Origin of the sequence: Polaribacter sp. IC073 (assembly GCF_007997075.1) — a bacterium.
GTDB lineage: Bacteria > Bacteroidota > Bacteroidia > Flavobacteriales > Flavobacteriaceae > Polaribacter.
On record NZ_VORS01000007.1, the window covers coordinates 58,397 to 82,877 of the forward strand.

At 30.7% G+C, this 24,481-nt stretch carries 23 protein-coding genes; 19 read left to right on the forward strand and 4 right to left on the reverse strand.

The genetic code is table 11. The annotated features are described in order from the left end of the window. Positions 1 to 77: 77 nt before the first annotated feature. From ES045_RS11225 to ES045_RS16670, 8 genes are all read left to right on the forward strand, one after another. Positions 78 to 659, forward strand: a complete 582-nt coding sequence (locus tag ES045_RS11225; protein ID WP_147116571.1) for a non-canonical purine NTP diphosphatase — start codon at positions 78 to 80, stop codon at positions 657 to 659. 49 nt (positions 660 to 708) lie between these two features. Continuing rightward, positions 709 to 1,737 carry a FecCD family ABC transporter permease gene (locus ES045_RS11230; protein ID WP_147116381.1) on the forward strand — a complete coding sequence of 343 codons (1,029 nt, stop codon included), beginning with the start codon at positions 709 to 711 and terminating at the stop codon, positions 1,735 to 1,737. 160 nt (positions 1,738 to 1,897) lie between these two features. Beyond that, positions 1,898 to 2,602 carry an ABC transporter ATP-binding protein gene (locus ES045_RS11235; RefSeq protein ID WP_317131312.1) on the forward strand — a complete coding sequence of 235 codons (705 nt, stop codon included), beginning with the start codon at positions 1,898 to 1,900 and terminating at the stop codon, positions 2,600 to 2,602. An 82-nt stretch (positions 2,603 to 2,684) separates the two neighbouring features. Next, on the forward strand, positions 2,685 to 3,737 hold the full coding sequence (locus ES045_RS11240) for a M28 family metallopeptidase (protein WP_147116383.1): 1,053 nt from the start codon (positions 2,685 to 2,687) through the stop codon (positions 3,735 to 3,737). Between the two features lie 255 nt (positions 3,738 to 3,992). Continuing rightward, positions 3,993 to 4,331 carry a DoxX family protein gene (locus ES045_RS11245; RefSeq protein ID WP_147116384.1) on the forward strand — a complete coding sequence of 113 codons (339 nt, stop codon included), beginning with the start codon at positions 3,993 to 3,995 and terminating at the stop codon, positions 4,329 to 4,331. Positions 4,332 to 4,418: 87 nt separating this feature from the next. After that, entirely contained in the window at positions 4,419 to 4,676 is a 258-nt protein-coding gene (locus tag ES045_RS11250; RefSeq protein WP_223267238.1) for a hypothetical protein, read from the forward strand. A 487-nt stretch (positions 4,677 to 5,163) separates the two neighbouring features. Beyond that, positions 5,164 to 5,541 (forward strand): hypothetical protein, encoded by a 378-nt coding sequence (locus ES045_RS16665; RefSeq protein ID WP_223267239.1) that lies wholly within the window; start codon positions 5,164 to 5,166, stop codon positions 5,539 to 5,541. Positions 5,542 to 5,562: 21 nt separating this feature from the next. Further along, on the forward strand, positions 5,563 to 6,009 hold the full coding sequence (locus ES045_RS16670) for a hypothetical protein (RefSeq protein ID WP_223267240.1): 447 nt from the start codon (positions 5,563 to 5,565) through the stop codon (positions 6,007 to 6,009). 191 nt (positions 6,010 to 6,200) lie between these two features. On the opposite strand, the gene msrA is transcribed toward ES045_RS16670, so the two are convergent. After that, a complete protein-coding gene (msrA, locus tag ES045_RS11260; protein WP_147116386.1) occupies positions 6,201 to 6,866 on the reverse strand; it encodes a peptide-methionine (S)-S-oxide reductase MsrA in 666 nt (221 codons plus the stop codon). A gap of 312 nt (positions 6,867 to 7,178) precedes the next feature. Here msrA and dnaX point away from each other — a divergent pair, with 312 nt between their 5' ends. Both dnaX and ES045_RS11270 read left to right on the forward strand, forming a co-directional pair. Further along, the gene (gene dnaX / locus ES045_RS11265; RefSeq protein WP_147116387.1) at positions 7,179 to 8,885 is read left to right on the forward strand and encodes a DNA polymerase III subunit gamma/tau; all 1,707 of its coding nucleotides are present in this window, start codon (positions 7,179 to 7,181) and stop codon (positions 8,883 to 8,885) included. Positions 8,886 to 8,962: 77 nt separating this feature from the next. After that, entirely contained in the window at positions 8,963 to 10,612 is a 1,650-nt protein-coding gene (locus tag ES045_RS11270; RefSeq protein ID WP_147116388.1) for a MutS-related protein, read from the forward strand. A gap of 248 nt (positions 10,613 to 10,860) precedes the next feature. Here the strand turns inward: ES045_RS11270 and ES045_RS11275 are convergent, their stop codons facing one another. Continuing rightward, positions 10,861 to 12,711, reverse strand: coding sequence for a cation:proton antiporter (locus ES045_RS11275; protein WP_147116389.1), 1,851 nt, complete (start codon positions 12,709 to 12,711; stop codon positions 10,861 to 10,863). Positions 12,712 to 12,854: 143 nt separating this feature from the next. Between ES045_RS11275 and ES045_RS11280 the strand changes: the two genes are divergently transcribed. The 4 genes from ES045_RS11280 to ES045_RS11295 all read left to right on the forward strand — a co-directional run bounded on the left by ES045_RS11280 (position 12,855) and on the right by ES045_RS11295 (position 16,974). Continuing rightward, positions 12,855 to 13,688 carry a universal stress protein gene (locus ES045_RS11280; protein ID WP_147116390.1) on the forward strand — a complete coding sequence of 278 codons (834 nt, stop codon included), beginning with the start codon at positions 12,855 to 12,857 and terminating at the stop codon, positions 13,686 to 13,688. Further along, positions 13,689 to 15,887 (forward strand): SulP family inorganic anion transporter, encoded by a 2,199-nt coding sequence (locus tag ES045_RS11285; protein WP_147116391.1) that lies wholly within the window; start codon positions 13,689 to 13,691, stop codon positions 15,885 to 15,887. Further along, positions 15,881 to 16,462, forward strand: a complete 582-nt coding sequence (locus tag ES045_RS11290; protein ID WP_147116392.1) for a tRNA-(ms[2]io[6]A)-hydroxylase — start codon at positions 15,881 to 15,883, stop codon at positions 16,460 to 16,462. The genes ES045_RS11285 and ES045_RS11290 overlap by 7 nt, the downstream gene beginning before the upstream one ends. 80 nt (positions 16,463 to 16,542) lie before the next feature. Then, the gene (locus ES045_RS11295; RefSeq protein ID WP_147116393.1) at positions 16,543 to 16,974 is read left to right on the forward strand and encodes a DUF4268 domain-containing protein; all 432 of its coding nucleotides are present in this window, start codon (positions 16,543 to 16,545) and stop codon (positions 16,972 to 16,974) included. A 343-nt stretch (positions 16,975 to 17,317) separates the two neighbouring features. Here ES045_RS11295 and ES045_RS11300 read toward each other — a convergent pair whose 3' ends face one another. Beyond that, positions 17,318 to 17,656 (reverse strand): DUF4870 domain-containing protein, encoded by a 339-nt coding sequence (locus ES045_RS11300; protein ID WP_147116394.1) that lies wholly within the window; start codon positions 17,654 to 17,656, stop codon positions 17,318 to 17,320. A 176-nt stretch (positions 17,657 to 17,832) separates the two neighbouring features. On the opposite strand from ES045_RS11300, the gene ES045_RS11305 reads away from it, so the two are divergent. From ES045_RS11305 to ES045_RS11325, 5 genes are all read left to right on the forward strand, one after another. Next, positions 17,833 to 18,333 (forward strand): Dps family protein, encoded by a 501-nt coding sequence (locus ES045_RS11305; protein WP_147116395.1) that lies wholly within the window; start codon positions 17,833 to 17,835, stop codon positions 18,331 to 18,333. Positions 18,334 to 18,385: 52 nt separating this feature from the next. After that, a complete protein-coding gene (locus ES045_RS11310) occupies positions 18,386 to 19,267 on the forward strand; it encodes a mechanosensitive ion channel family protein (RefSeq protein ID WP_147116396.1) in 882 nt (293 codons plus the stop codon). A 92-nt stretch (positions 19,268 to 19,359) separates the two neighbouring features. Continuing rightward, positions 19,360 to 20,754 carry a tRNA uridine-5-carboxymethylaminomethyl(34) synthesis GTPase MnmE gene (gene mnmE / locus ES045_RS11315; protein ID WP_147116397.1) on the forward strand — a complete coding sequence of 465 codons (1,395 nt, stop codon included), beginning with the start codon at positions 19,360 to 19,362 and terminating at the stop codon, positions 20,752 to 20,754. After that, positions 20,744 to 21,037: a hypothetical protein gene (locus tag ES045_RS11320; RefSeq protein WP_223267241.1), complete on the forward strand. Its 294-nt coding sequence runs from the start codon at positions 20,744 to 20,746 to the stop codon at positions 21,035 to 21,037. Before mnmE ends, ES045_RS11320 begins: the two co-directional genes overlap by 11 nt. A gap of 198 nt (positions 21,038 to 21,235) precedes the next feature. Further along, entirely contained in the window at positions 21,236 to 22,354 is a 1,119-nt protein-coding gene (locus ES045_RS11325; protein ID WP_147116399.1) for a Fic family protein, read from the forward strand. A gap of 469 nt (positions 22,355 to 22,823) precedes the next feature. On the opposite strand, the gene ES045_RS11330 is transcribed toward ES045_RS11325, so the two are convergent. Beyond that, a complete protein-coding gene (locus ES045_RS11330; RefSeq protein ID WP_147116400.1) occupies positions 22,824 to 24,473 on the reverse strand; it encodes an alpha-amylase family glycosyl hydrolase in 1,650 nt (549 codons plus the stop codon). Positions 24,474 to 24,481 lie beyond the last annotated feature (8 nt).

Sequence of the window (24,481 nt, forward strand, 5' to 3'; positions counted from 1 at the left end):
TATTCATTTTTTAGCTGTCCAAATCTTAAAAATTAATGTTTAAAATGATTACATTTGTTCAAAATCAATATGTTTTAATGAAATTAGTCTTCGCCACCAACAATCTCAACAAATTAAAAGAAGTACAAGAAATGTTATCAAGCTCAATAGAAATAGTAAGTTTAAAAGACATTAATTGTTTTGATGAAGTTGATGAAACGGAACCTACTTTAGAAGGAAATGCAAAATTAAAAGCAGACTATATTACCGAAAATTTCGGGTACAATTGTTTTGCAGATGATACTGGTTTAGAGGTAGAAAGTTTAGATGGCAAACCAGGTGTATATTCTGCTCGTTTTGCTGGTGAACCAGCAAATTCTGAACATAATATGCAAAAATTATTAACGGACTTAGAAGATAATAAAAATAGAAAAGCACAATTTAGAACAGCCGTTTGTTTAAATTTAGACAACAAACAATACCTCTTTGAAGGGGTTTGCAAAGGTGACATTTTAAAAGAAAAACAAGGCGAAAAAGGTTTTGGATATGATCCTATATTTAAACCAGCAGGATTTTCTGAATCTTTTGCTGAAATGAAATCCGAAGAAAAAAATAAAATTTCTCATAGAGGAATTGCAATTCAGCAATTGGTTGCATTTTTAAAAGAGAATTATTCATAAAAACTTCAAATCCCACAGGTTTTGAAAACCTCTAAGGTTATTTTACCAAATGGAACAAAATTCATACAAAAAACACTTTATTATTTTAGCAGTATTACTGCTTGTTTTGTTTGTGCTAAACATTAGTTTAGGCTCTGTTTCTATACCTTTTAAAGACATTTTTAATACGTTAATTGGAAATTCTGCATCCAAAGAAAGTTGGCAAACCATTATTTTAAATTTTCGATTGCCAAAAGCAATCACAGCAATTTTAGTAGGCTCTGGTTTATCGGTTGCTGGTTTGTTAATGCAAACTTTATTTAGAAATCCGTTAGCAGGCCCTTTTGTTTTGGGTATTTCTTCTGGCGCAAGTTTGGGCGTTGCCTTGTTAATTTTAGGTTCGTCTCTTTTTGGTGGCTTTTTCTTAGCAAATTCAATTTCTAGTTGGTCTTTGCCAATTGCTTCTAGTTTGGGTGCGTTTTTAGTATTGTCTGCGGTAATAATTGCTGCAAATAGAGTGAAAAATACCATGTCTATTTTAATTATTGGTTTGATGTTTGGTAGTTTAACATCGGCAATAATTAGTGTTTTATCCTATTTTAGTGAAGCTGCACAGATTCAGCAATTTATATTTTGGAGTTTTGGTAGCTTAGGAAACCTTTCTTGGAATGAACTCTCTATATTCATCTTTATTTATTTAATAGGAATGTTGGCAACATTATCTATCATAAAACCTTTAAACAGCTTTCTTTTAGGTGAAAATTATGCCAAAAGTCTAGGAATAAATGTGAAGAAAAGTAGAAACATTATTTTATTAATTACAAGTGTATTAACAGGAGTTATTACTGCTTTTGCAGGTCCTATTGCTTTTGTTGGGTTGGCAGTTCCTCATATTGCTAGAATGCTTTTTTCAACTTCGAATCACAAAACATTAATTCCGGCAGTTGTTGTATTGGGGGCTATTATTATGTTAATTTGTGACGGAATTGCACAGCTACCAACCAGCGAGTTTACACTGCCAATAAACGCAATTACCTCTTTATTTGGTGCGCCAATTGTTATTTGGTTGCTCGTTAGAAAAAAGAAGTTGTTTATTTAAGTTAGTGGTGCATTAAATGATCGTATTGAAGTAAAATAGAAAGCTTTGAATCTAAAATTGAAATAAAATCGAACAGAAAAACAAACATATCGTCTTAAAAACCGAACATCTAACGATTGGTTATCAGCAGAAAAAAAAGGATAAAATTGTTTTATCTGATATTAATTTATCTATAGAAAAAGGAAAGTTAATTAGTGTTTTAGGTAAAAACGGTATCGGGAAATCGACGCTTTTAAGAACGCTTTCTAGGGTACAAAAATCAATTTCTGGTACTATTTATTTTGAAAGTAAAAACCTAAGTGAGTATTCTGAAAATGAACTTTCTAAAAAACTGAGTTTGGTGCTAACAGAACGCTTACCAGAAAGTCAGTTAACGGTTTTCGAATTGATTGCATTAGGAAGACAACCTTACACAAATTGGATAGATACCTTGTCTGAAACCGATTTAGAAAAAGTAAATTGGGCAATTGCCCAAACAGAAATCACCCATTTAAAAGACAACCGGTTTTATGAATTGAGTGACGGCCAATTGCAACGTGTTTTAATTGCTAGAGCTTTAGCGCAAGATACTGCGGTTATTATTTTAGATGAACCAACGGCACATTTAGACATGCATCAAACTATTAATATTTTCTCTTTGCTTCAGAAATTAGTACAACAAACCCAAAAGACCATTATTATTTCTTCCCATGAAATAAATTTGGCACTGCAACTTTCCGATGAAATTATTTTACTCACAGAAAACAACATTCAGTTTGGTACAACAACACAATTAATATCAAAAGACGCATTTGAAAACTTATTTCCCAATAACTTGTTAAAATTTAACAAATCCTTACAACAGTTTGTAATTAACAAGGCTTAATTTTGATGATATGGTAACTTTCGTTACTTTTGAATACTATTTACAACAAATATTTACAACAAACAAAACACTTTTTACATCGATGAAAAAAATTCTTTATGTTGCTAGTGCAGTCGCTTTTATGGCCTGTGGTTCTAGCAAAACGGCGTCTAATGAAGATGCTAACGTAGATCAGGCTGCTAAATACGCAGCATCAATTACTGCTAAAGATTTAGGAAAACACTTATTTATTTATGCTTCAGATGAGTTTGAGGGTAGAAATACTGGTGAGCCAGGACAGAAAAAAGCGGTTGAATATTTAAAAAACTTTTATGTGACCGAAGGAATTGTTTCTCCTTTGGGTGGTGATGATTATTTTCAGGAAGTTCCTGCAGAATGGATTAATAAAAATGTACGTAGCGGAAAATTTAAAGATTCTGAAAATGTAGTTGCTTTTATTAAAGGAAGTGAGAAACCAGATGAAATTGTAGTAATTTCTGCACATTTAGATCATGAAGGGATTAAAGATGGTGAAATTTACAACGGTGCAGATGATGATGGTTCTGGTACAGTTGCAATTTTAGAAATTGCACAAGCTTTTCAAATGGCAGCAAAAGCAGGAAAAGGACCAAAACGTTCTATTTTGTTTTTACACGTAACTGGTGAAGAAAAAGGTTTATTAGGTTCTAAATATTACACAGATGTAGATCCAATATTCCCTTTGGCAAACACTGTTTGTGATTTAAATATCGACATGGTAGGTAGAGTTGATGACAGACATAAGGCAGACCCTAATTATGTTTATTTAATTGGTTCAGACAAATTAAGTACAGAATTACATAATGTATCTGAAGCTGTTAATAAAAAATATACAAACATTAATTTAGACTATAAATATAATGACGAGAATGATCCTAATAGATTCTATTACAGATCTGACCATTATAACTTTGCAAAAAACAATGTGCCAATTATTTTTTACTTTAATGGTACGCATGCAGATTACCACAGACCTTCTGATACACCAGACAAAATTAATTATGAGTTGTTAGAAAACAGAACTCGTTTGGTTTTTCATACCGCTTGGGAAGTTGCAAACATGGATAAAAGAATTGTTGCTGATAAAGCTGAAATTAAAAAAGAAGAAACTAAATAGATGTTTTCTTACACAGTATACCAAAAACCGAGCCTTTGCTCGGTTTTTTTTTGTTTAAAATGGTTGTTTATACTTGATGCCTTTCTCCTTAAAAAAATATATCTTAGCTAACACTTATATAACTCATTCTAATGACAACATATTAGTGTTTAAATTAGCTGTAATTACATAAAAAAAAACCACATAAAAGAAGACCGAAACCCTGTTTAAAATGGGAGAATATTAAAACACGATCAAGTAAAAAAACCTAATAGTATGGAAAATATAGTAAAATTAGCACAGTTGGCTGTAGCAATATCGGTTGCTTATGTATGGATTTTTAGATTTCATAATGTCCTTAAAGAATTTAAACAATTCGGATTAAGTGATTTAACTCGAAATTTAATAGGAGCAACAAAAATATCTTTAGCTACTTTGCTTGTCGTGGGCATTTGGCATTCAGCATTCGTATTTATTCCATCGGTTCTTATGGGGCTGTTAATGATAGGCGCTCAATATTTTCATTTTAAAATAAGCAATTCGTTTATAAAACGTTTACCCTCTCTAATTCTTTTAATTTTATGCGCTTTTATAGCATTCTTATCAATTCAATAATCAAACATGGATATAGATACAATATGCATTTTAATATCAAGTTTATCCTTTTTTGCTTATGTCCTCTCCTACTTCATCTCACCGTCTATGAAAAAAGAATTTAAACGGTTTGGATTAGAAAAAATTGGTTTATTAACAATAATATTACAATTGATTGGAGCTACAGGTTTGATTGTAGGACTTAAATTTAATTCAATTTTAACAATTTCATCTTTAGGCCTTGCACTGCTTATGCTATCTGGTCTTATTGTAAGAATAAAATTGAAAGATAGCCTTTGGATATCTTTGCCAGCTTTATTTTATATGGGATTAAATACTTACATCTTTTGGGAATCAATAAATTAACAGGTCATCTAGAGTTGTAGTTCCGTTAAATTAGGATTATTTGAAAAGTAAACTGATGAAACTAAATTATTAGATTCTAAGCGTTGTGCTCATTTTTTTAACTACCAACTAGCTATTCGTATATATCTAACGGAAAATAATGTGCCAATTATTTTCTGTTTTAACGGTGCACTTGCAGCTTACCACATACCTCTAAATACTCCAAACAAAATTAATTATGGGCTATTAAAAAACAGAATACATTCGGTTTTTTACACAATTCGGGAAGTTGTAAAACCTAGACAAAATAATTGTTGCTGATAAAACTGAAGTTAAAAAGGAGGAAACTAAATAGTTATTTTCTAATATAGTATATAAAAAACCGAGTCTTTGCTCGGTTTTTTTTGGTTCAAAATGGTTGTTTTGCTTTTTGAATCTGTTATTGAAATAATGTAAATTGGCTTCATCCATTCTCTTTTAAAATAAAAATAGTATCACTAATTTCTTTATGAAAAAACTATTAATTATTGGGATCTTATTCCTCTATTCAACAAATATTTCATCACAAATAAACCCAAAATATTCAACCGTTCAGGTAGTTGCATATTGGTCAAAATTAGAAAAGCAATCTTATAATATCTCTTATGAAAAACTGAAAATTAAAAATAACGATACAATTTCTAGAGAAATAATGAAATATGAAGTAGATATAAAAGTTATTGATTCTACGAACAATAGCTACACAAGTGAATGGTTCTATAAGAACTTTACAATTGACACAGATTACGAATTAGTAAAAAAACTAACGGCAATTTCTAAAGACATTTCCGTAACGATCAAAACAGATGAACTTGACACTTTTATTGAAGTTGTTAATTGGGAATAAGTTAGAGACTATTTTAGGAAGGTGGCTAAGAAACTTAGTACAGAACTTAAAGACATTCCTAATTCTAAAAAAATAATTGAAGATATTATGGAAATTTATTCCACTAAAGAATCTGTAGAAGCAAATGCAATTAAAGATGCTCTTCAGTTCTACTCTTTTCATGGTGTAAAATATAAACTTGGAGAAGAATTAGAAGGGAAATTAAAAGTAGCTAATAATTTCGGAGGAAAACCATTTGAAACTGATGTAAGTTTCAGTCTAGATGAAATAAATTTAGAAGATGGTAATTCGGTAATTAGAATGAAACAAAATGTAAACTCTGAACAATTGACCAATGAAACTTATAATTACTTGAAAAAAATAGGAACTTTTGGATCAAATATTCCTAAACGAAAAGATTTTCCTTCATTAACTAATGAAACTTGGACAGCATCTAGGGTTCATGGAGAAACTGGTTGGATTATTTAAAGTATTGAAACAAAGGAGGTAAAGGCTAAAGAATTAACAAAAATTGAAGAAAGAATAATAGAAATAAAGTAGCTTTAAATCACTTAAATTTTAGAACACAAATCTGTGATAATTAGTTATTACAAAAAACTTTAAGACAAAAAAAAAGCAACTTCTTCAAGTTGCTTTTTTAATAACTAAATATGTAGTATTTAATGATTTCCTTTCTTCAATAATTCTGGAAACTTCTTTTTAAATTTATTTAATCTTGGTACAGAGACCGCTTTTACATAACTTTGGTTCGGATTTCTTCTTTCAAAATCTTGGTGGTACTCTTCTGCTTTGTAAAACTTCGTGAACTCGGTAACTTCTGTAGCAATTTTACGTTTGTACTCTTCTGCACTTAATTTCTTAATTGCATTTTCTATAATATTTTTTTCATTTGCTGTTTTGTAAAAAGCAATAGACCTGTATTGCGACCCGTAATCTGGATGTTGTCCGTTTTTAGTTGTTGGGTTATGAGAACCGAAAAACACGGTCACTAAAGTCTCAAAACTTATCTTTTTAGGATTGTAATACACAGCAACTGCTTCTGCATGTCCTGTTTTTCCTGTTCCTATTTTTTCATAAGTAGGATTTAATGTTTTTCCGCCAGCGTAACCAGAAACAGCTTCCTCTACTCCTTCTACACTCTCAAAAACAGCTTCTACACACCAAAAACATCCGCTTGCGAAATACGCTACCTGAGTATCTTTTTGCGGAATAAATGCTGCTTTTACAACCGCTTCTTTTTTGCTTTCTTCGGTATTGGAAAAACCAAAACAGGAAACCAATAAGATTGAAAAACTAACTATTAAAATCGATTTTATAATTTTCATACTGCTCTTTTTAATATTTATAATAAAAAATTGTACCAAAAATAAATTTATAACTTTTGATACAATTTTCCGAACTTTTAATTCAAAATAAATAAAATTCTGAATTACTTGATTGGTCGTAAAATTATGCTTCTTTTTACAGATGTTTACAACTTTAGCATTTTGTTAAGAAACCTGTTTGTATAAAACGCAATAGATGGTTATTTTTGTTAAATAATTTAACAAGAAAATTCTTGTCTACTTGAACTTGCAGAAAGGTTTATTTTTCGATTGCGCTCAAACAGACATTTAATCTTATTTAATCTATTATAAATGGAGCATTTTATAGTATCGGCACGTAAATACCGTCCAAAAAACTTTGAGGATGTTGTTGGGCAACAAGCCATAACAAATACGTTAGAAAATGCTATAAAAAACAATCATCTAGCGCAAGCTTTATTGTTTACGGGTCCTCGTGGAGTTGGTAAAACTTCTTGTGCTAGAATTCTGGCCAAGAGAATTAATCAGCAAGATGCAGAAAATGCAGAAGAAGAAGATTTTGCTTTCAATATTTTTGAACTAGATGCTGCTTCTAACAATTCTGTAGATGACATTCGAAGTTTAACAGACCAAGTTCGCATTCCGCCACAAACTGGTAAATACAAAGTATATATTATAGATGAGGTGCACATGTTGTCTCAAGCAGCATTTAATGCGTTTTTAAAAACGTTAGAAGAACCGCCTGCACATGCTATTTTTATTTTAGCAACTACAGAGAAACATAAGATTATTCCTACTATTTTATCTCGTTGTCAGATATTCGATTTTAAGAGAATTGGTGTTTTAGATGCAAAAAACTATCTAAAAATAATTAGCGAGAAAGAAGGAATTACAGCAGATGATGACGCTTTGCACATTATTGCTCAAAAAGCAGATGGCGCAATGCGAGACGCTTTGTCTATTTTTGATAGAGTTGTGAGTTTTTCCGGTAAAAACTTAACCAGAGAAGCCGTTACAGAAAACTTAAACGTGTTAGATTATGATACGTATTTCGGAATGACAGATTTGTTGTTAGACAATAAAATACCAGACGTTTTAAATGCTTTTAATGTTGTTTTAGGAAAAGGGTTTGAAGGGCATCATTTTATTAATGGTTTGGCAAGTCATTTTAGAGATTTATTGGTTGCCAAAGACAAAGCTACTTTAGAGCTGTTAGAAGTTGGCGACAATGCAAAAAAGAAGTATTTAGTGCAAGCTACCAAAGCAAGCATTCCTTTTTTAATGCAATCGATACAAAAAGCAAATGAATGCGATTTGAATTATAGAGCTTCAAAAAATCAGCGATTGCTGGTGGAATTAAGTTTAATGCAGATTGCCTCTATCACTTTTGATGGAGAAAAAAAAAAACCAGCTAACTACATAATTCCAGCCACTTTTTTTCAAGCACTTTCACCTGCAAAAAAGAAAACTACAGAAGTAATAGCTCCGAAGACCGAAACTGCAAAAGCACCCGTTGCTCCTGTTGTTACAGCACCAAAACCTGAAACGCCAAAACCTGTTTTAAAAAATATGGGGCGTTTGAATAAACAACCCAGTAAATATTCTTTAAAAGGTTTTAATCAGCAGAAAGATGTAAAAAAGACAGTTGTTCAAGAAAATTTTGACCAGCACCCGAAAGACATTTTTAAAGAGGAAAGATTGCAAGAACTTTGGAAAGAATATGTAGGTATTTTAATCTCGAAAGGAGAAAGAAGTATGGCTTCTATTATTGGTACAGACATTCCTAAACTAAACCAAGGCTTTCAAATTTCATTTACAGTTCCTAATAAATTAATGCAAGATCAATTTCACAAAGGGCGCCCTAAATTATTGGTTTTTTTAAGAGAAAAATTAAATAATTATGGTATTGTTATAACGGTAACCTTAAATGAAGCTGTAGAAAAGAAGTTTGCCTACACACCAGACGAGAAATATAATAAACTGAAAGAGAAGAATCCGTTTTTAGAAAAATTGCGTCAGACTTTTGAATTAGATTTGTAACAAAATATTGTTTTTCGCTACTTATGAGTATCTTAAATAATAGTACACATGTTATTATGTAGATTTTAATTTCAATTATGAACTATTTCTTAGGAATCTCATTTATTTTAATTCTATGGTTTTTAATCAGTAATTACCTGTACAAAAAACGGTTGCTAAAATTAAACGCAAAACTATACAGTAATTGGGGACAACCAAAAAAGAAAGAATACTATAATTTCTTTGTGATTGGTAAATATTTTGAAAATAACGCACACAAGGAAAATGCCTATCATATTTTATCAGAAAAAAGTAAAATTGATCTTGATATCGATGAAATCTTCAAATTTATAGACAGAACCTCCTCTAAAATTGGTCAGCAATATTTATATTTTAAGTTAAGAACAATCGGTTCTATTAATGATTTATTAAAGTTTGATGAACTGACTTTATTGTTTCAAAAAAACAAAGAATTAAGTATTTCTTACCAGTTAGAATTATCGAAACTAAACACTTCTAACTCCTATTACCTAGAAGAGCTTATCAATGGTAAACAAGTTCACAAACCAAAGAATTTATGGGTTGTGCAATTGTTAACTATTTGTTCCATTTTATCTATAGCGCTATCCTTCCTTTCTCCGATTTTCATTCTTCTTATAGTACCCATTTTTGCAGTAAATTCTGTTTTTCACTATAAAAATAAAGGAAATGTACATTATTATCTTCAGGGCGTTAATCAATTATCTAAAAGTCTTAAAGTAGCAAAAAAATTATCTAAACATTTAGCAATAAAAAAACATTTTAACGATTTTTCATTTATAGAAAAAATAAGTACAATCTTGTTAAAATCTAAATTTATTGGTTTTGAAAAAAGGATTAATAATGATGCACTTTTTTTTATTTGGCTTTTTGTAGAGCTTATTAAAATACTTTTTAATGTAGAATATTTAGTTTTTTATAGCTTTTTAGAAACCATTACTAAAGAGAAAAAAAGTATCGAAAATATGTTTATTTTTATAGGTAAAATTGATGCTGCAATCTCAACGGCTTCTTTAAAATCTGGAAACTTAAAAAATTGCACACCTAAGTTTAATAAAGAAAATGAGTTGAAATTTAGCGAAATATTTCACCCCTTAATAGAAAAATGCGTTACTAATACTGTAAATCTATCAGACAAAAGTATGCTTTTAACGGGGTCTAATATGTCTGGAAAAAGTACTTTTATAAGAACCGTTGCTGTAAACAGTATTTTAGCGCAAACCTTACATATTTGTTTCGCAGATGCATATACTGCTCCTTTTTACAAAATATATTCTTCCATAAGAATTACAGACGATTTGATAGAGAACAAAAGCTACTATCTGCAAGAAGTATTAACTATAAAAGAGTTAATTGATGCCTCTATAGATGAAAACCCTTGTTTATTTGTTTTAGATGAAATTTTTAAGGGAACAAATACAATAGAGAGAATTTCTGGCGGAAAAGCCATCTTATCCTATTTAAATCAGAAAAAAAATACTGTTTTAGTTTCTACACATGATATAGAGCTGACAGAATTATTAGAAAAAGAGGCGTATAAATTGTATCATTTTAGCGAAGATATAGAAAATAACAACCTCTTTTTTGATCATAAAATTAAAACGGGCAAATTAAAAACTAGAAACGCCATTAAAATTCTAGATTTATATGAGTATCCAAAAGAAATTATTAAAGAAGCCAAAGAAATAGAAGAATCTTACTTTTCTTAAATTACCGATTTCTCTTATAATTGATATAAATCTAAATCCTCTTTAGCCTCATCCATCTTTTAAAATACTATTATTAAGTAAACTCCGCATCACCTTTTTAATAGACAAAGTAATCGATTTTTATTCCTTGAAAATGCCTCTAAAACGTAACTTTATACGGTTCCTGTATCAATTTTAACTCTGTAATTGATGAAATAATGTATGGCTTCACTTGAATATATAGCATCCACATGAAATGAACAAGTACCTTATTCTTCTATAGTTTTATTACTTTCTTTGTTCTCCTCTAAAGGTTTTCCTAAATAAACCAGCGTGCAATTTTCTTGCGGTTCATCTAACTTTTCAAACTCAGGTATTAGATAAATATTTTCATCTTTTTTAATAAATAATGGAACAGATCTTGATTCTTTAAAAAGTTTAGAAATTAAGGTATTGTACGCATCATTGGTTTCAATTTCTACCTCGTAAATTTTAGGATTGTCTCTAAAAGCTTCACTTAAATTAATATAGTCATCTTTTGGTGTCAAATACTTTCTTTTATTATCGTCTGACTTGTTCTTTATCTCTTTAGAAGTTGCCAACCTATAAGCACCATGCTCGCCAAAAGTTTTCTCAAAATTATTAATAGCATATTGATTTACAGCTTCACTTCCTGTCATCGCTAAAAGATATCCAACATCATTCAATTCTATATTATCCGTTAAATCCTCATCGTAAATATTAATTGTATAGGCTTCTAGCCCCATATTATTGGCTTCTAAAATAAAGTTTTTATTCGAGTCGATTAAAACCACTCTTTTATTATTTTCCTTTAAATAGTGTGCAATTAACCTAGCCGGACTTGATGCTCCAATAATTAAAATTGAATTTGACCTTTTTAAGAAAACACCCACCATTTTAGCAAACATTCTTGCTGTTGTTGCATTTAACAAAACGGTTCCTAAAACAATCATAAAAACCAATGGTGTAATGTACTCTGCACCTTCCACGCCTTGTTTTAACAACTTGCTACCAAATAAAGAAGCAATACCCGCAGCTACAATTCCTCTTGGACCAACCCAACTTATAAACAGTTTTTCGTTTAATTTTAATTTGGAATTGTATGTACTTGCAAATACCGCCAAAGGTCTAATTACAAAAACTACAATTGCAAATAAAATAGCAGTTTTCCATGTATACAATAGCATTAGATCTTCAATATTGATGTTTGCAGCTAATAAAATAAATAGAATTGAAATTAATAATACACTTAAAGATTCTTTAAAATATAGTAATTCTTTCAGGTTTTTTAATTTTCCGTTACCTAAAACCATTCCCATTACCACTACTGCTAAAAGACCAGATTCATGTGCAAACATTTCCGACAATACAAATACTAATAATACAAAAGATAAAGAAACTACGTTTAATAAGTAATGTGGAATCAATTTTTTGTTAACAGCATATGCTAAACCATGTGCAAATGTGAATCCGAAAGTAGTTCCGAATAAAATAATTTTTCCAAATTCCATTAAAGCCGTTTTTGTAAAACCACTTCCACCACCAACACTAATAAATTCAAAAACCAATACAGCAACCAGTGCTCCTATAGGATCTATTAAAATCCCTTCCCATTTTAAAACGGTAGAAATGTCTTTTTTAAGCGGAATATTTCTTAAAATTGGTGTGATTACCGTTGGACCTGTTACAATAATTAAACCGGCAAAAAGAAACGAAAGATCCCAACCTAAATCAAATATATAGTGCGCTAAAATTCCAGATCCAAAGAAAGTTATCGCAGAACCTAAAGTTATCAACTTTGTAATTACAGGACCTACGTTTTTAATTTCGCTTCTTTTAAGTGTTAAACCTCCTTCAAAAAGAATAATACTAATTGCTAAAGAAACAAAATAATACAAACTTTCTCCTGGAAACAAGCCCTTTGTACCATTCCAAATTGGTTCTATCCATTTAGAACCGTCTTCACTTAAGTATGCTGCAGCTATAGGACCAACCAGTAAACCAATTAAAATTAAAGGTAAAATTGCTGGAATTTTAAATTTCCAAGCAACCCATTGTGCCAATATCCCTAAAATGATAATTCCTGCTAATTCAACCATTGCTTGTCTTTTAATTAAAAAAAAGTAAATCTAAGAATGTTTCATCAACTGGAAAATAAATTTTATAGTTTTTTTCAATAGTATAAAATTTGTTGTATTGTTTTATTATATTGTGCAGATAACTCAAATTTTAAACCGACTTCTTGCAAAAAATTCATAAAATATTAATTGGTATTGCATTTTCCCCCAACTTAAAACCTAATTTATTTGAAGCCTTTAGAATTGCCAACTTATTTAATGCAGAATTAATTGGGGTTCATGTTGGTGAAAAAACCACAAAAAAAGAAACTGATTTAAATAAAATTATTTCCGAAGCAGACACCTTAAATAAACCGCTAAAAACAATCTGGCAACAAGGAGAGCCTGTTGCTGTAATTTTAGAAACTGCGGCCCTTCAAAACATAGATTTATTAATTCTAGGTGCCTTACAAAAAGAGAATTTATTAAAATATTATGTAGGTTCTATTGCTAGAAAAATTACAAGAAAAGCTCCTTGCTCTATTTTATTAATGATTAAACCATCTGTTGAGAAAAAACAATGCAATCACATAGTTGTTAACGGACTAAAAGACGATAGAACAGAAGAAACTATTAGAACTTCTATCCATTTCTCTAAACATTTACTATGCAAAAAAATGACAATTGTTGAAGAAATTAATCAGAGTGAATTGCAAGTAAGAATTAACGATGATAAGAGTTTAAGAAAAGCTACTATTGCAAAAGAAAGATTAAAAAACAGAGAAGACCAACGTGTAAATACTATTTTAAAAGATATTAGTTGCGCAGATATTTCTATAAAAACACAAAGTATTTTTGGTACAAGAGGATATTCTATTGGTCATTATGCAAAAATAAAAAGAGCCGATTTATTAGTAATGAATGCCCCAACCAAGGTCAATATTTTAGATCGAATTTTTCCGCATGATATTGAATACATTCTTTCTGAATTGCCAACAGATGTTTTAATCGTAAAATAAATGAACAAAAAAAATACTTTTAAAACATTTTTAAGTGAAATTCCGCAAAACCTTTTTTCTGGGTTTGTAGTTTCTTTAATTGCACTTCCTTTAGGCTTAGGATTGGCTTTAGCATCTGGTGCACCACCCATTTCTGGAATTATTGCTGCAATTGTTGGTGGTCTTGTGGTTTCTTTAATTGGTGGTTCTAATGTAACAATTACAGGCCCTGGAAACGGTTTGGTAGTTGTAATCCTTTCTGCCATTACCATTTTAGGAAACGGAGACATGTATCAAGGCTATTTATTTACACTTGCGGCTATTGTTATTTCTGGTATTTTATTGATAATTTTAGGATTTTTAAGAATGGGAGCTTTGGGAGACTTCTTTCCTTCTTCTGCTATTCAAGGAATGTTGGCCGCCATCGGAATTGGAATTTTCGCCAAACAAATTCACGTAATGTTTGGCAACTTAGACGCCAAGGGAAGCATTATAGAACTACTTATGCAAGTTCCTAAAGGAATATTCAATTTTATAAATTCTGCAGGTACAAGCTCATTTTACGCAGGTTTAATAGGTATTATCAGCTTATTGATTATGATTTTTTACAGTAAAATTAGAAATAGATATTTTCAATTAATTCCTGCTCCTATGTGGATTGTGGTGTTAAGCGTTGGTTTGTATTATTATTTCGACCTATTTACCACTGCTAAATATCCTATAGACAATAGTTTATTAATTAATTTGCCCAATGATGTTTTAGCTAATTTTGCATTTCCAGATTTTGGAAAAGTCTACCAATCTGAGTTTATAAGCGCAGTAATCTCAATTACATTAATTGCTAGTATCGAGAGTTTACTAAGCATAAAGGCAGTAGATAAATTAGATCCCTTAAAGAGACGTTCTAACGTAAATAAAGACATTAGAGCTTTGGGTTTGGCAACTGTAATTAGTGGTTTTTTAGGAGGCTTAAATGTAGTTACCGTAATTGCAAGAAGCTCTGTAAATGTAAATAATAAGGGAAGTAATAAGTCTTCAAATTTCTTTCACGCATTGTTTTTGGTCGCTTTTATTTTACTTTTCGCTACTGAACTGCGTAAGATTCCGCTTGCTGCTTTGGCTGCTATTTTAGTGTTTACTGGCTACAAATTAGCGTCTCCAGAGAACATAAAGAAGGTGTTTAGTATTGGCTCTGAACAGTTAATAATATTCACAGTAACACTTTTAATAACAATAGCTACAAGTCTGATTACAGGAATATTATCTGGTATCATTATCACATTCGCAATTCATATAATCATCAATAAAAGTGTCCTTTTATTTATGAAAAATATTTTAAAACCAAATGTCTTAATGTTTACCGAAGATGGTAAATATTACGTAAGTGTAAAAAACTTTTCTAGCTTTTTAAATTTCACAAAACTAAAATCTAAGTTAGATCAAATTCCAGAAACAGAAGAGGCCATTGTAGATTTTTCTTTGTGTGATTTTGTAGATCATTCTGTGATGGAAAACATGAACAACTACTCTGAAACTTTCGAAAGAAAAGGTGGCCATTTTGAGGTGATTGGTTTAGACGATTCTAAATCTGGTAGCGAGCATCCTTTTGCGCTTCGTAAAATATTACCAAAACAAAAAGTTCCTAAAGAAGGCGTTTTAACTAAAAGGCAAAAATCTATTCAGAAAATTAGCGAAGAAATGCAGTATTCTTATGATGCTTTTCCTGATGTAGTAATTGAAGAACTAGCCGGTTTTGGATATTTTAAAACACGAAAAATTGATAAAGTATCAAATGTTTTATCGAAAAACAATTGTACTATTTTTGATGTTCAGTTTTCTGAAGGAGAAATGATTGCGAAACAAGTGATAAAAGCGACCATGTATCACATTCTTACCACAAAAAAGCTTCCGAAGTTTACCTTAGACCAAGAAGGTGTTTTTGAGTATATTTTACATTTTGCTGGTTATAAAGACATTGACATTTCTGCGCATCCAGATTTTAGCAAACGTTTTTATTTATCAGGAAAAAATGAAGAAAAAATTAGAGCCTTTTTTACAGATGAACTAATTTTGTTTTTAGAAAGCAATAAACAGTATCACATAGAAGCTACAAATACTGGTCTTTTAATTCTTAGTAATGAAAGATTGGCAAGCGTAAAAGAAATTAAAGCACTCGCCTATTTTGGCGCTAGTTTGCAAAAAATTATAGAAAAATGTTAGGATTACAATTTGAAACAGCAACTTCTTGGGCAGATATTGCCAAAGTAAATTTAGAGCAAATATTAACAGATCACGCTTTTTTAGAGCAAAAAGCAGCATCTAATGCCGTGTCTATTATTATTAATTATTCTGAAGAAACAGAACTCGTAAAAGAAATGAGCAACATTGCTATTGAAGAAATGCAACACTTTAAGATGGTGCATTTATTAATGGTAAAACGAGGAATGGTTTTAGGACGCGAACAGAAAAATGATTATGCAATTAGACTTCAGAAGTTTTTTAACAAAACAAAAGACAGAACGAATGCTTTGGTACAGCGTTTGTTAATTGCTGCCTTAATTGAAGCCAGAAGTTGCGAGCGTTTTAAAGTTTTCTCTGAAAATATGGAAGATGAAGAATTGTCTAAATTTTATCAGAATTTGATGGTTTCTGAAGCAAACCACTACACAACTTTCTTAAGTTTTGCTCGAAAATACCAAGATAGAGCCATTGTTGATGAAAAGTGGAACGCTTTATTAGCTTTTGAAGCTGAAATGATGCGTGAACGCGGTAATGTTGCTAAGATACATGGCTAGAATTAGTGCTTAATTATCATTAAGAAACACCATAAACAATAATGATAATTGACAAAAAAAGTAATTGATAATTGATTTAGATGTTTAGCAAAGAAGAAGCTGCTGTATTAAGAAAAGAATTTTGGACAAGCTTTGGAAAGTCTTTTCCGAGGAAATGGTTGTTGTACAACACAGAGGTAAAAGGGTTCTCTTTTAAATTTGTTGCTGGTAGAAAAAATGCTGCCGTGTGTTTAGATATCGAAAATCCGGATGAGTTGGTAAACCTACTTTACTTCGACCAAATGTTGTCTTTAAAAGTTTTGTTAGAAACAGAAATTCCTGAAGTAATTTTTGATGCAGTATATGAACTAGAAAGCGGAAAAAAAATTCATAGAATTTACGTTCCGTTTGATGGTAAATTTAGTATTCACAATAAAAATACTTGGCGGGATTGTTTTGAGTTCTTTATGGAAACAATGCCAAAATTTGAAGATTTTTACCATGAATATGAAGATGTAATTAAGAACATATAGTTTTTATTGTACGGAGTTCACAGATGATTGTAACCTTGAAATACTGTTGCGCAGAGATGCAAAGAGAAACTCAGAGATTCACAGAGTTTCACAGAGTTTCACAGAGTTTTATGTATTAACGACTTACGAGTAAACATGTTGAAGTTATCTGTTTCTGAAATAAAACACTACCTTCTTGAAAATTATATTTGATAATAACTATATTTAATTTTAGAACTCTAAAAACGCATTAACAAGCCTGCGTTAAGGATTGAAGCATTTGTTTGAGCTCTTTTGCGAAGTATGAGCCAAAAGCGAGTGCGGAAAGCCTGACCTGAAAGGGAACGCCCAAATGAACAGCCTCTTACTGTAAGAATTTTATACTTAAAGGATATTTAGGTTCTTGATTATTACTTACTCTGATAGCATTAATAATTGGAAAAATAAGGTAGAATATACCAATTATAATAAAACCTACAATGCCTAAACCAAACAGAAAAATTAGCGGAATACACAACAAAAGATAAATAAACATAGAAATTCTAAAGTTTAGAATCGCTTTTCCGTGTGCGTCCATTCCATAAATTTCATCTTTTTTTGTGAGCCATAAAACTAATGGCACGATGAAGCCACCAATACCGGTTATGAAATCTAATAACTGACTTAAATGGGTAATTACCAGTAATTGTTTATCTTCTTTCATTTTTATATAAGGTTTTAGTTGCGTGCTTATTGGACGCTATTTTACTCGTTTTGTTACAAAAACCAAAATACTAACAATATTTTAAATCTTCATTTGAGTTAAGAAGGAAACTGTTTGAGCAAAGGAAAAACTAAGTTTGATTGTAACTTTGTAATGAATTTAAAACACATAACAGCATGAATTACTTAAATATAGACAAAGACAAAGTACTACCAGTTGTAACAGAATTAAATGTTTTGTTGGCAGATTACCATGTGTATTATCAGAAATTAAGAAATTTTCATTGGAATGTTTTAGGTAAGAATTTCTTTGATTTACATAACAGGTTTGAAGAAATGTATGATGATACAAAGGTTAAAATTGATGAGATTGCAGAACGAATTATAACACTAAAATACCATCCTATTAGTAAACTATCTGATTATATTGAAGTTTCTAGAATTAAAGAATCTAGCCCATTATTAACAGATGTACAAATGGTTGCTACTATTATAGAAGATCACAAAACGCTAATTGAACAATTAAGTAAAGTAACTGACAGAGCAGAGAAAGCTAAAGATGAAGGTACAATAGATTTGATTGGCGCTTATATTAGAGCGTTAGAAAAATCTACTTGGATGTTGTGTGCATGGTCTAAAGATACTAAAGATGAATTAAATACTAGTTTTGTTGAATAATTTATGCTTTCTTTAATCGTTTTTAGAATATTAAATTAACACAAAATAAAACATGAATAAAGTAGTTAGTAAATTACAAGACTGGAAAGATATCTTCATACAAAACATTCCCAACATTGCCATTGCATTAGTGGTGTTATTTATTGCCTATTTTGCTTCTAGAGCAATGAATTCTATTGTGAATAAAACGATAGGGAGAAAAATAAGTCAGAAATCTGTTAGAGATTTAGTATCTAGAGTTGCATCTGCTATTACTATTTTAGTAGGTTTGTATTTAGCAATGACCGTATTAAAATTTGACGACACGTTAAAAACAATTGTATCTGCCGCTGGTGTATCTGGTATTGTTGTTGGTTTAGCGTTACAAGGAACATTATCGAACACAATTTCTGGTGTTGTTTTATCTTTTAGAAAAAACTTAAATATTGGTAATTGGATAGAAACAAATGGTTTTTCTGGTGAAGTAATAGACATTAATTTAAATTACTTTGTTATTAAAGAATTTGACAATAATATGGTGGTAATTCCTAACAAAACTATTTTAGAAAGTCCGTTTAAGAATTATTCTTTAACTACAAAAATGAGAATTGCTATAGAGTGTGGTGTAGAATATGGTGCGGATTTAGAAATGGTTGAAAAACTAACTATAGAAACAATTCGAAACAATTTTAACCAAGACGATATTGGTAAAAAAGTGGAGTTTTATTACACCGAATTTGCAGATAGTTCTATTAATTTTCTTTGTAGATTTTGGGTTGATTCTGAAAATGCCTTAGAAAAACTAAAAGCAAAAAGTAAAGCTATTATAGAAATTAAGAAAGCATTTGACAAAGAGAATATTAATATTCCATTCCCGATGAGAACTTTAGAGTTTTCAGACAACCAACGATTGAATATTAAAGAAGTTACCAATAGTGAGGGTTCTGTAAATTAACCTTTATAATTCCCCCGACTATTGCTCGGAAAGCTCAACACTTTTGTGTTGGGCTTTCTGTTTTTGTATAAAATCTTATGTATTTTTGCAACATGATTCAAAACGATACTATTATTGCTTTAGCGACTCCTTCTGGTGTTGGCGCAATTTCTGTAATTAGACTTTCTGGTGAAAATGCTATTTCTTTGGTGGATGCCAATTTTAAATCTATCAAAAAAAATAAAACCTTAAAAAACCAGAAAACCCATACCATTCATTTAGGTCATATTATAGAGCACAACATTCTTTTAGATGAAGTTCTGGTGTCTGTTTTTAAGAATCCGAATTCTTATACAGGAGAAAATGTTATTGAAATTTCTTGTCATGGTTCTAGTTTTATTCAGCAAGAAATTATTCAGTTATTTCTACAAAAAGGATGCAGAATGGCAGATAATGGTGAATTTACTATGCGTGCTTTTTTAAACGGAAAGATGGATTTGAGTCAGGCGGAAGCGGTTGCAGACGTAATTGCCTCTAATTCTGCTGCGAGTCATCAAATGGCCATTCAGCAAATGCGTGGAGGAATTGCAAATGAATTGAAAGAATTACGTGCGCAATTATTAGATTTTGCTGCTTTAATTGAATTAGAGTTAGATTTTTCTGGTGAAGACGTAGAGTTTGCCGATAGAACAAAATTTAAAGAATTAGTGGCGAAAATCACTTTTGTTTTAAAACGATTAATAGATTCTTTTTCTTTTGGAAATGCCATGAAAAATGGAATTCCGGTTGCTATTATTGGGGAACCAAATGTTGGGAAATCAACCTTATTAAACACTCTTTTAAATGAAGAAAAAGCCATTGTTTCTGATATTGCAGGAACCACAAGAGATGCCATTGAAGATGAAATTATTATTGATGGTGTTGCTTTTCGATTTATAGATACTGCAGGAATTAGAGAAACGGAAGATGTTATAGAAAGTATTGGTATTAAAAAAGCCTACGAAAAAGCAGACAACGCACAGTTGATTATTTTCTTAATTGATTCTAATAAATTTTCTCATTCTAGTGCAGATTTTTTGCAAGAGATTCAAACGATAAAAACTCGTTTTCCTACGAAACGATTATTAGTAGTCGCTAATAAAGTTGATACTTTATCTTGTCATGATACTTCTATCTTAGAGTCTGAAATTGATGATTTGATACTATTATCAGCAAAAAGCAAAGCAGGAATTGATGCTTTAAAAACGGAATTAACTTCGCTTGTTAATATTGGTGCTTTGAGTAATAATGAAACGATTGTGACCAATTCACGTCATTTTGAAGCTTTAAATAATGCGTTAATGGCAATTACCTCTGTTCAACAAGGAATCGATTTAGAAATTACTACCGATTTATTTTCTATAGATATTCGTGAATGTTTGCGTCATTTAGGTAATATTACCGGAGAGTATGATGTTGACAAAGATATTTTGGGTCATATTTTCGGGAACTTTTGTATTGGGAAATAATAAAGGACGCCAAAGGAAGCTATTGAAAATACTATTTGGCATAAACAACAAGAAGAAAAATGCAAAAGAATTACAAAGGTTGAAAGATGAAGAACTATCTAAATTTGAATCTCTTTTCCTTACAGCAACTAGATGGCATAAATCTCAATATATTAGGAATTATATTCAAGAATTTGAAGCTTTTATCATCAAATCAAACAATTTAAATACTAAGGAAAAAGAATGGATAGATTGGGCTAAAGAAAAAGCTGATTGGTATGACCCATTTATTGAAAAAAAATAGGCCTTTTAGAAGATATTAATAGAGATACTTTAAAAGAAAAAAGTCGCTATAGATATTAAACCACAGCTAAAAAATATACTAATTTTTCTGACTTATATATTAAAACCTAATAACTCAAAATAAAATTTGGGCGATAAAAACAAAATTATAGCTCAAATTATCATTATATTTGAGCTATAAAAACCCTATTTATAGCTCATGGTATATAAAAATTGGAATTGGCTACACAAAGAATGGCCTAATTTTACTTATAAAAAAGAGACTCTTGAACAATTAGAAATGCAATTTTCTAAAAACTCAGGGCTCGTATTGGGTGCCATAAAACATATAGAAGGGGTCTCTAAAGATGATTTATTAGTAGAAATACTTAGTGAAGAAGCTATAAAAACTTCAGAAATTGAAGGAGAAATTTTGAACAGAGAAAGTGTGCAATCTTCCATTAAAAAAAATCTTGGTTTTGCTACGGACAAAAGAAAAATAGCACCTGCAGAACTTGGCATTTCTAAAATGATGGTCGATTTGTATCATAACTTCAATAAACCATTAAGTCATGATCTACTATTTGATTGGCATAAAATGTTAACCAATGGTAGAAGAGATTTAGCAAATATTGGTAGCTATAGAACACACACAGATCCAATGCAAGTTATTTCTGGAAGATTGGATAGACCTATTATCCATTTTGAAGCCCCTCCATCGGACAAGGTACCTATTGAAATGGAACAATTTATTCTATGGTTCAATAAAGTTCATCATCCAAATAATACAAATATATTACCACTTGCAAAAGCTAGCATTACGCATTTATATTTTGTCTGTATCCACCCTTTTGAAGATGGAAATGGAAGAATTGCTAGAGCATTAGCTGAAAAATCTATTGCCATCAGTTCTAAACAGCCTACATTAAGTTCATTATCGCATACCATAGAAGGTAATAGAAAAATGTATTACACATCACTTGAAATCAACAATACAACATTAGAAATTACAAACTGGTTACAATACTTTAGTGAAACTATTTTAAATGCTCAAGAAAATACTTTAAAACGTGTAGATTTTATTGTAGAAAAAGCTAAGTTTTTTGAACGATATAAAAATCAATTAAACGAACGACAACATAAAGTGCTGTTAAGAATCTTTGAAGCTGGGCATACTGGTTTTATAGGCGGATTAAGTGCCGAAAAATACACCAAAATTGCTAAAATATCTGCTTCTACGGCTACAAGAGATTTAAAAGATATGGTGGATAAAGGAGTTTTAACAAAAACAGGAACTTTAAAAAGCAGTCGTTATGAATTGAATATAAAAACCATTTAATTTCATATTTGCTTTCCTTTAGTTGATTTCTCATTATCTGACAATTCTCAACAAATACGACAGCGGCATTATTTATTCAAATAAGATATCTTATTATGAATCTTTAAATTCAGTTATGTAATATGACTGTCAAAGGGTTGCATTCTAAATATAAAAAAATCCTATATCCATAATTCGGAAATAATTTAGAAAAGAAACAGACAGAATATTACACTCAAATGAAAAACATTCTTCTAGTTTGAGATCAGGTGTGGTTTTTAATCCAAGAGATTTTAATGAGAGTTGATTTAAAACAAGTTTCGGATACGTTATTTGTTACATGAACTCCTGCACCAACCGTATTAAAACATCAAAACCAATAAAAAATACTTTTAAAATGGAGAAATATACACCATTAATAAAAAATTGAAGAACCAAAGTGTTAAGAAAGCAGATAATCCTGTTTTAATGCTGATAAAAATATAACAAATTATACTTTCTCTAATAAGACAATCTTAAATTCTGAATTTACACTTACTTTTCCGTCTTTCACTGCTACAACTTGAGAAGAATAAAAATCACTCAACTTGTCACCATTATTAAAAATTGAAGAAACATCAAGCGTCTTCTCTCCTGCTGGTAATTTAATTCCAATAACTACTTTATCTTCATTTCTAACTCTTGAAAAAATCAATCCGTTTTCATCTGAGATTAAAGCATGTCTTCCTGCGCCTACTGCCATGTGATTTGCTCTAAACTGACCTAATTTCTGCCAGTGAGCTAAAATCTTCTGAGTTTCTTCTTTAGTCTGAATTTCATCCCAATTCATAAAAGAACGCAACGTTGCATCACCAACAGTTCCTTCGATTGTTAAGTTTCTTGCAGATTCGTCTCCATAATAAACCTGAGCAGTTCCGGGTGTTAAAAACAACATGGTCGCTGTTTTGTATGACATTTTTCTTTCTTTATCAAAAGGTTGTCCGTCATCATGAGACGTCATATAATTTAAAATTCCGTAATTTTTTAATTCAGTATTTAAAATTGAATCATATTTGTAAAAAACAGCTTTTTCTTCCATTTGCTTCACATTCCATTTTAGTTCAAAATTGATCAAACTATTGAATGCTTTGTCAAAATAATTGACTTTTTTATCCCCAAAACTATAAGCTTTTCCGTTAGAGATCGCATAATTATACACCTCTCCAACCAAATAGAAACTATTATTATCTAACACTTTATCCACGTTATTTTTCTTGTAGGTTGCAAAAGCAACATCACATTCAGCTTTAAATTCTTGCCAAACAAATTCTTCTGTATGTTTTACAGTATCCACTCTATAACCATCAATTCCGAATTCTGTAATATAATCTGTAAGCCATTTCATAATATAAAAACGAGGCGCTCTAGGGTGTCCTGTTCGTTCAAAAAAGGCCTCTAATTCTTTCAATTCTTGCGCATAACGTCCTTCTGCTTTCCACTTTGCAACCAATTGAGGAGGCAATGCGACCGCTTCGTTACTTTCCGTTTTAATATCTGGTAAATTTTTTACCAACGTACACGTAATCGTATTTTCGTAATTGTCATGAGAACACTCCGGACCAGTTCTTACCCAATCACTTGGCCAAACAGGGTCTTTATCTGTTACAGGACCTGTATGATTGATGACTGCATCTAATAAAATACGAATTCCGTTTTTATGAGCAATTGTAACCAATTCTTTCAAATCTTCTTTTGTTCCAAAGTTAGGGTCAATACTAGTCCAATCTTTTGTCCAATAGCCATGATATCCATAAGAAACACCTGTTCCTTCATCTGTTTCTCCATGAACTTGCTCTACAACAGGCGTCATCCAAATGGCATTAATTCCCAATTTTGTAAAATATCCTTCTTTAATTTTTTGAGTAACCCCTTTGATATCTCCTCCTTCAAAACCACGTAATTCTCCCGTTTCTTTGGTTCTCTCAAAATTGATATCATTCGAAGTATCGCCATTATTAAAACGATCTGTTAACAAGAAATAGATATTTGCTCCTTCCCAAACAAACTCTTTTGCTTCCATTTTTGCTTCTTTTTTGGTTGATGTCTTTTCTTGACAACAAATTAAGCTTATTAAACTGATGATAAATATGATATTTTTCATAATAGTAC

Coding starts and splice junctions, on each gene's coding strand:
- ES045_RS11225 (WP_147116571.1), top strand. CDS start 78: ATGAAATTAGTCTTCGCCACCAACAATCTCAACAAATTAAAAGAAGTA.
- ES045_RS11230 (WP_147116381.1), top strand. CDS start 709: ATGGAACAAAATTCATACAAAAAACACTTTATTATTTTAGCAGTATTA.
- ES045_RS11240 (WP_147116383.1), top strand. CDS start 2,685: ATGAAAAAAATTCTTTATGTTGCTAGTGCAGTCGCTTTTATGGCCTGT.
- ES045_RS11245 (WP_147116384.1), top strand. CDS start 3,993: ATGGAAAATATAGTAAAATTAGCACAGTTGGCTGTAGCAATATCGGTT.
- ES045_RS11250 (WP_223267238.1), top strand. CDS start 4,419: ATGAAAAAAGAATTTAAACGGTTTGGATTAGAAAAAATTGGTTTATTA.
- ES045_RS16665 (WP_223267239.1), top strand. CDS start 5,164: ATGAAAAAACTATTAATTATTGGGATCTTATTCCTCTATTCAACAAAT.
- msrA (WP_147116386.1), bottom strand. CDS start 6,866: ATGAAAATTATAAAATCGATTTTAATAGTTAGTTTTTCAATCTTATTG.
- dnaX (WP_147116387.1), top strand. CDS start 7,179: ATGGAGCATTTTATAGTATCGGCACGTAAATACCGTCCAAAAAACTTT.
- ES045_RS11270 (WP_147116388.1), top strand. CDS start 8,963: ATGAACTATTTCTTAGGAATCTCATTTATTTTAATTCTATGGTTTTTA.
- ES045_RS11275 (WP_147116389.1), bottom strand. CDS start 12,711: ATGGTTGAATTAGCAGGAATTATCATTTTAGGGATATTGGCACAATGG.
- ES045_RS11285 (WP_147116391.1), top strand. CDS start 13,689: ATGAACAAAAAAAATACTTTTAAAACATTTTTAAGTGAAATTCCGCAA.
- ES045_RS11290 (WP_147116392.1), top strand. CDS start 15,881: ATGTTAGGATTACAATTTGAAACAGCAACTTCTTGGGCAGATATTGCC.
- ES045_RS11295 (WP_147116393.1), top strand. CDS start 16,543: ATGTTTAGCAAAGAAGAAGCTGCTGTATTAAGAAAAGAATTTTGGACA.
- ES045_RS11300 (WP_147116394.1), bottom strand. CDS start 17,656: ATGAAAGAAGATAAACAATTACTGGTAATTACCCATTTAAGTCAGTTA.
- ES045_RS11305 (WP_147116395.1), top strand. CDS start 17,833: ATGAATTACTTAAATATAGACAAAGACAAAGTACTACCAGTTGTAACA.
- ES045_RS11310 (WP_147116396.1), top strand. CDS start 18,386: ATGAATAAAGTAGTTAGTAAATTACAAGACTGGAAAGATATCTTCATA.
- mnmE (WP_147116397.1), top strand. CDS start 19,360: ATGATTCAAAACGATACTATTATTGCTTTAGCGACTCCTTCTGGTGTT.
- ES045_RS11325 (WP_147116399.1), top strand. CDS start 21,236: ATGGTATATAAAAATTGGAATTGGCTACACAAAGAATGGCCTAATTTT.
- ES045_RS11330 (WP_147116400.1), bottom strand. CDS start 24,473: ATGAAAAATATCATATTTATCATCAGTTTAATAAGCTTAATTTGTTGT.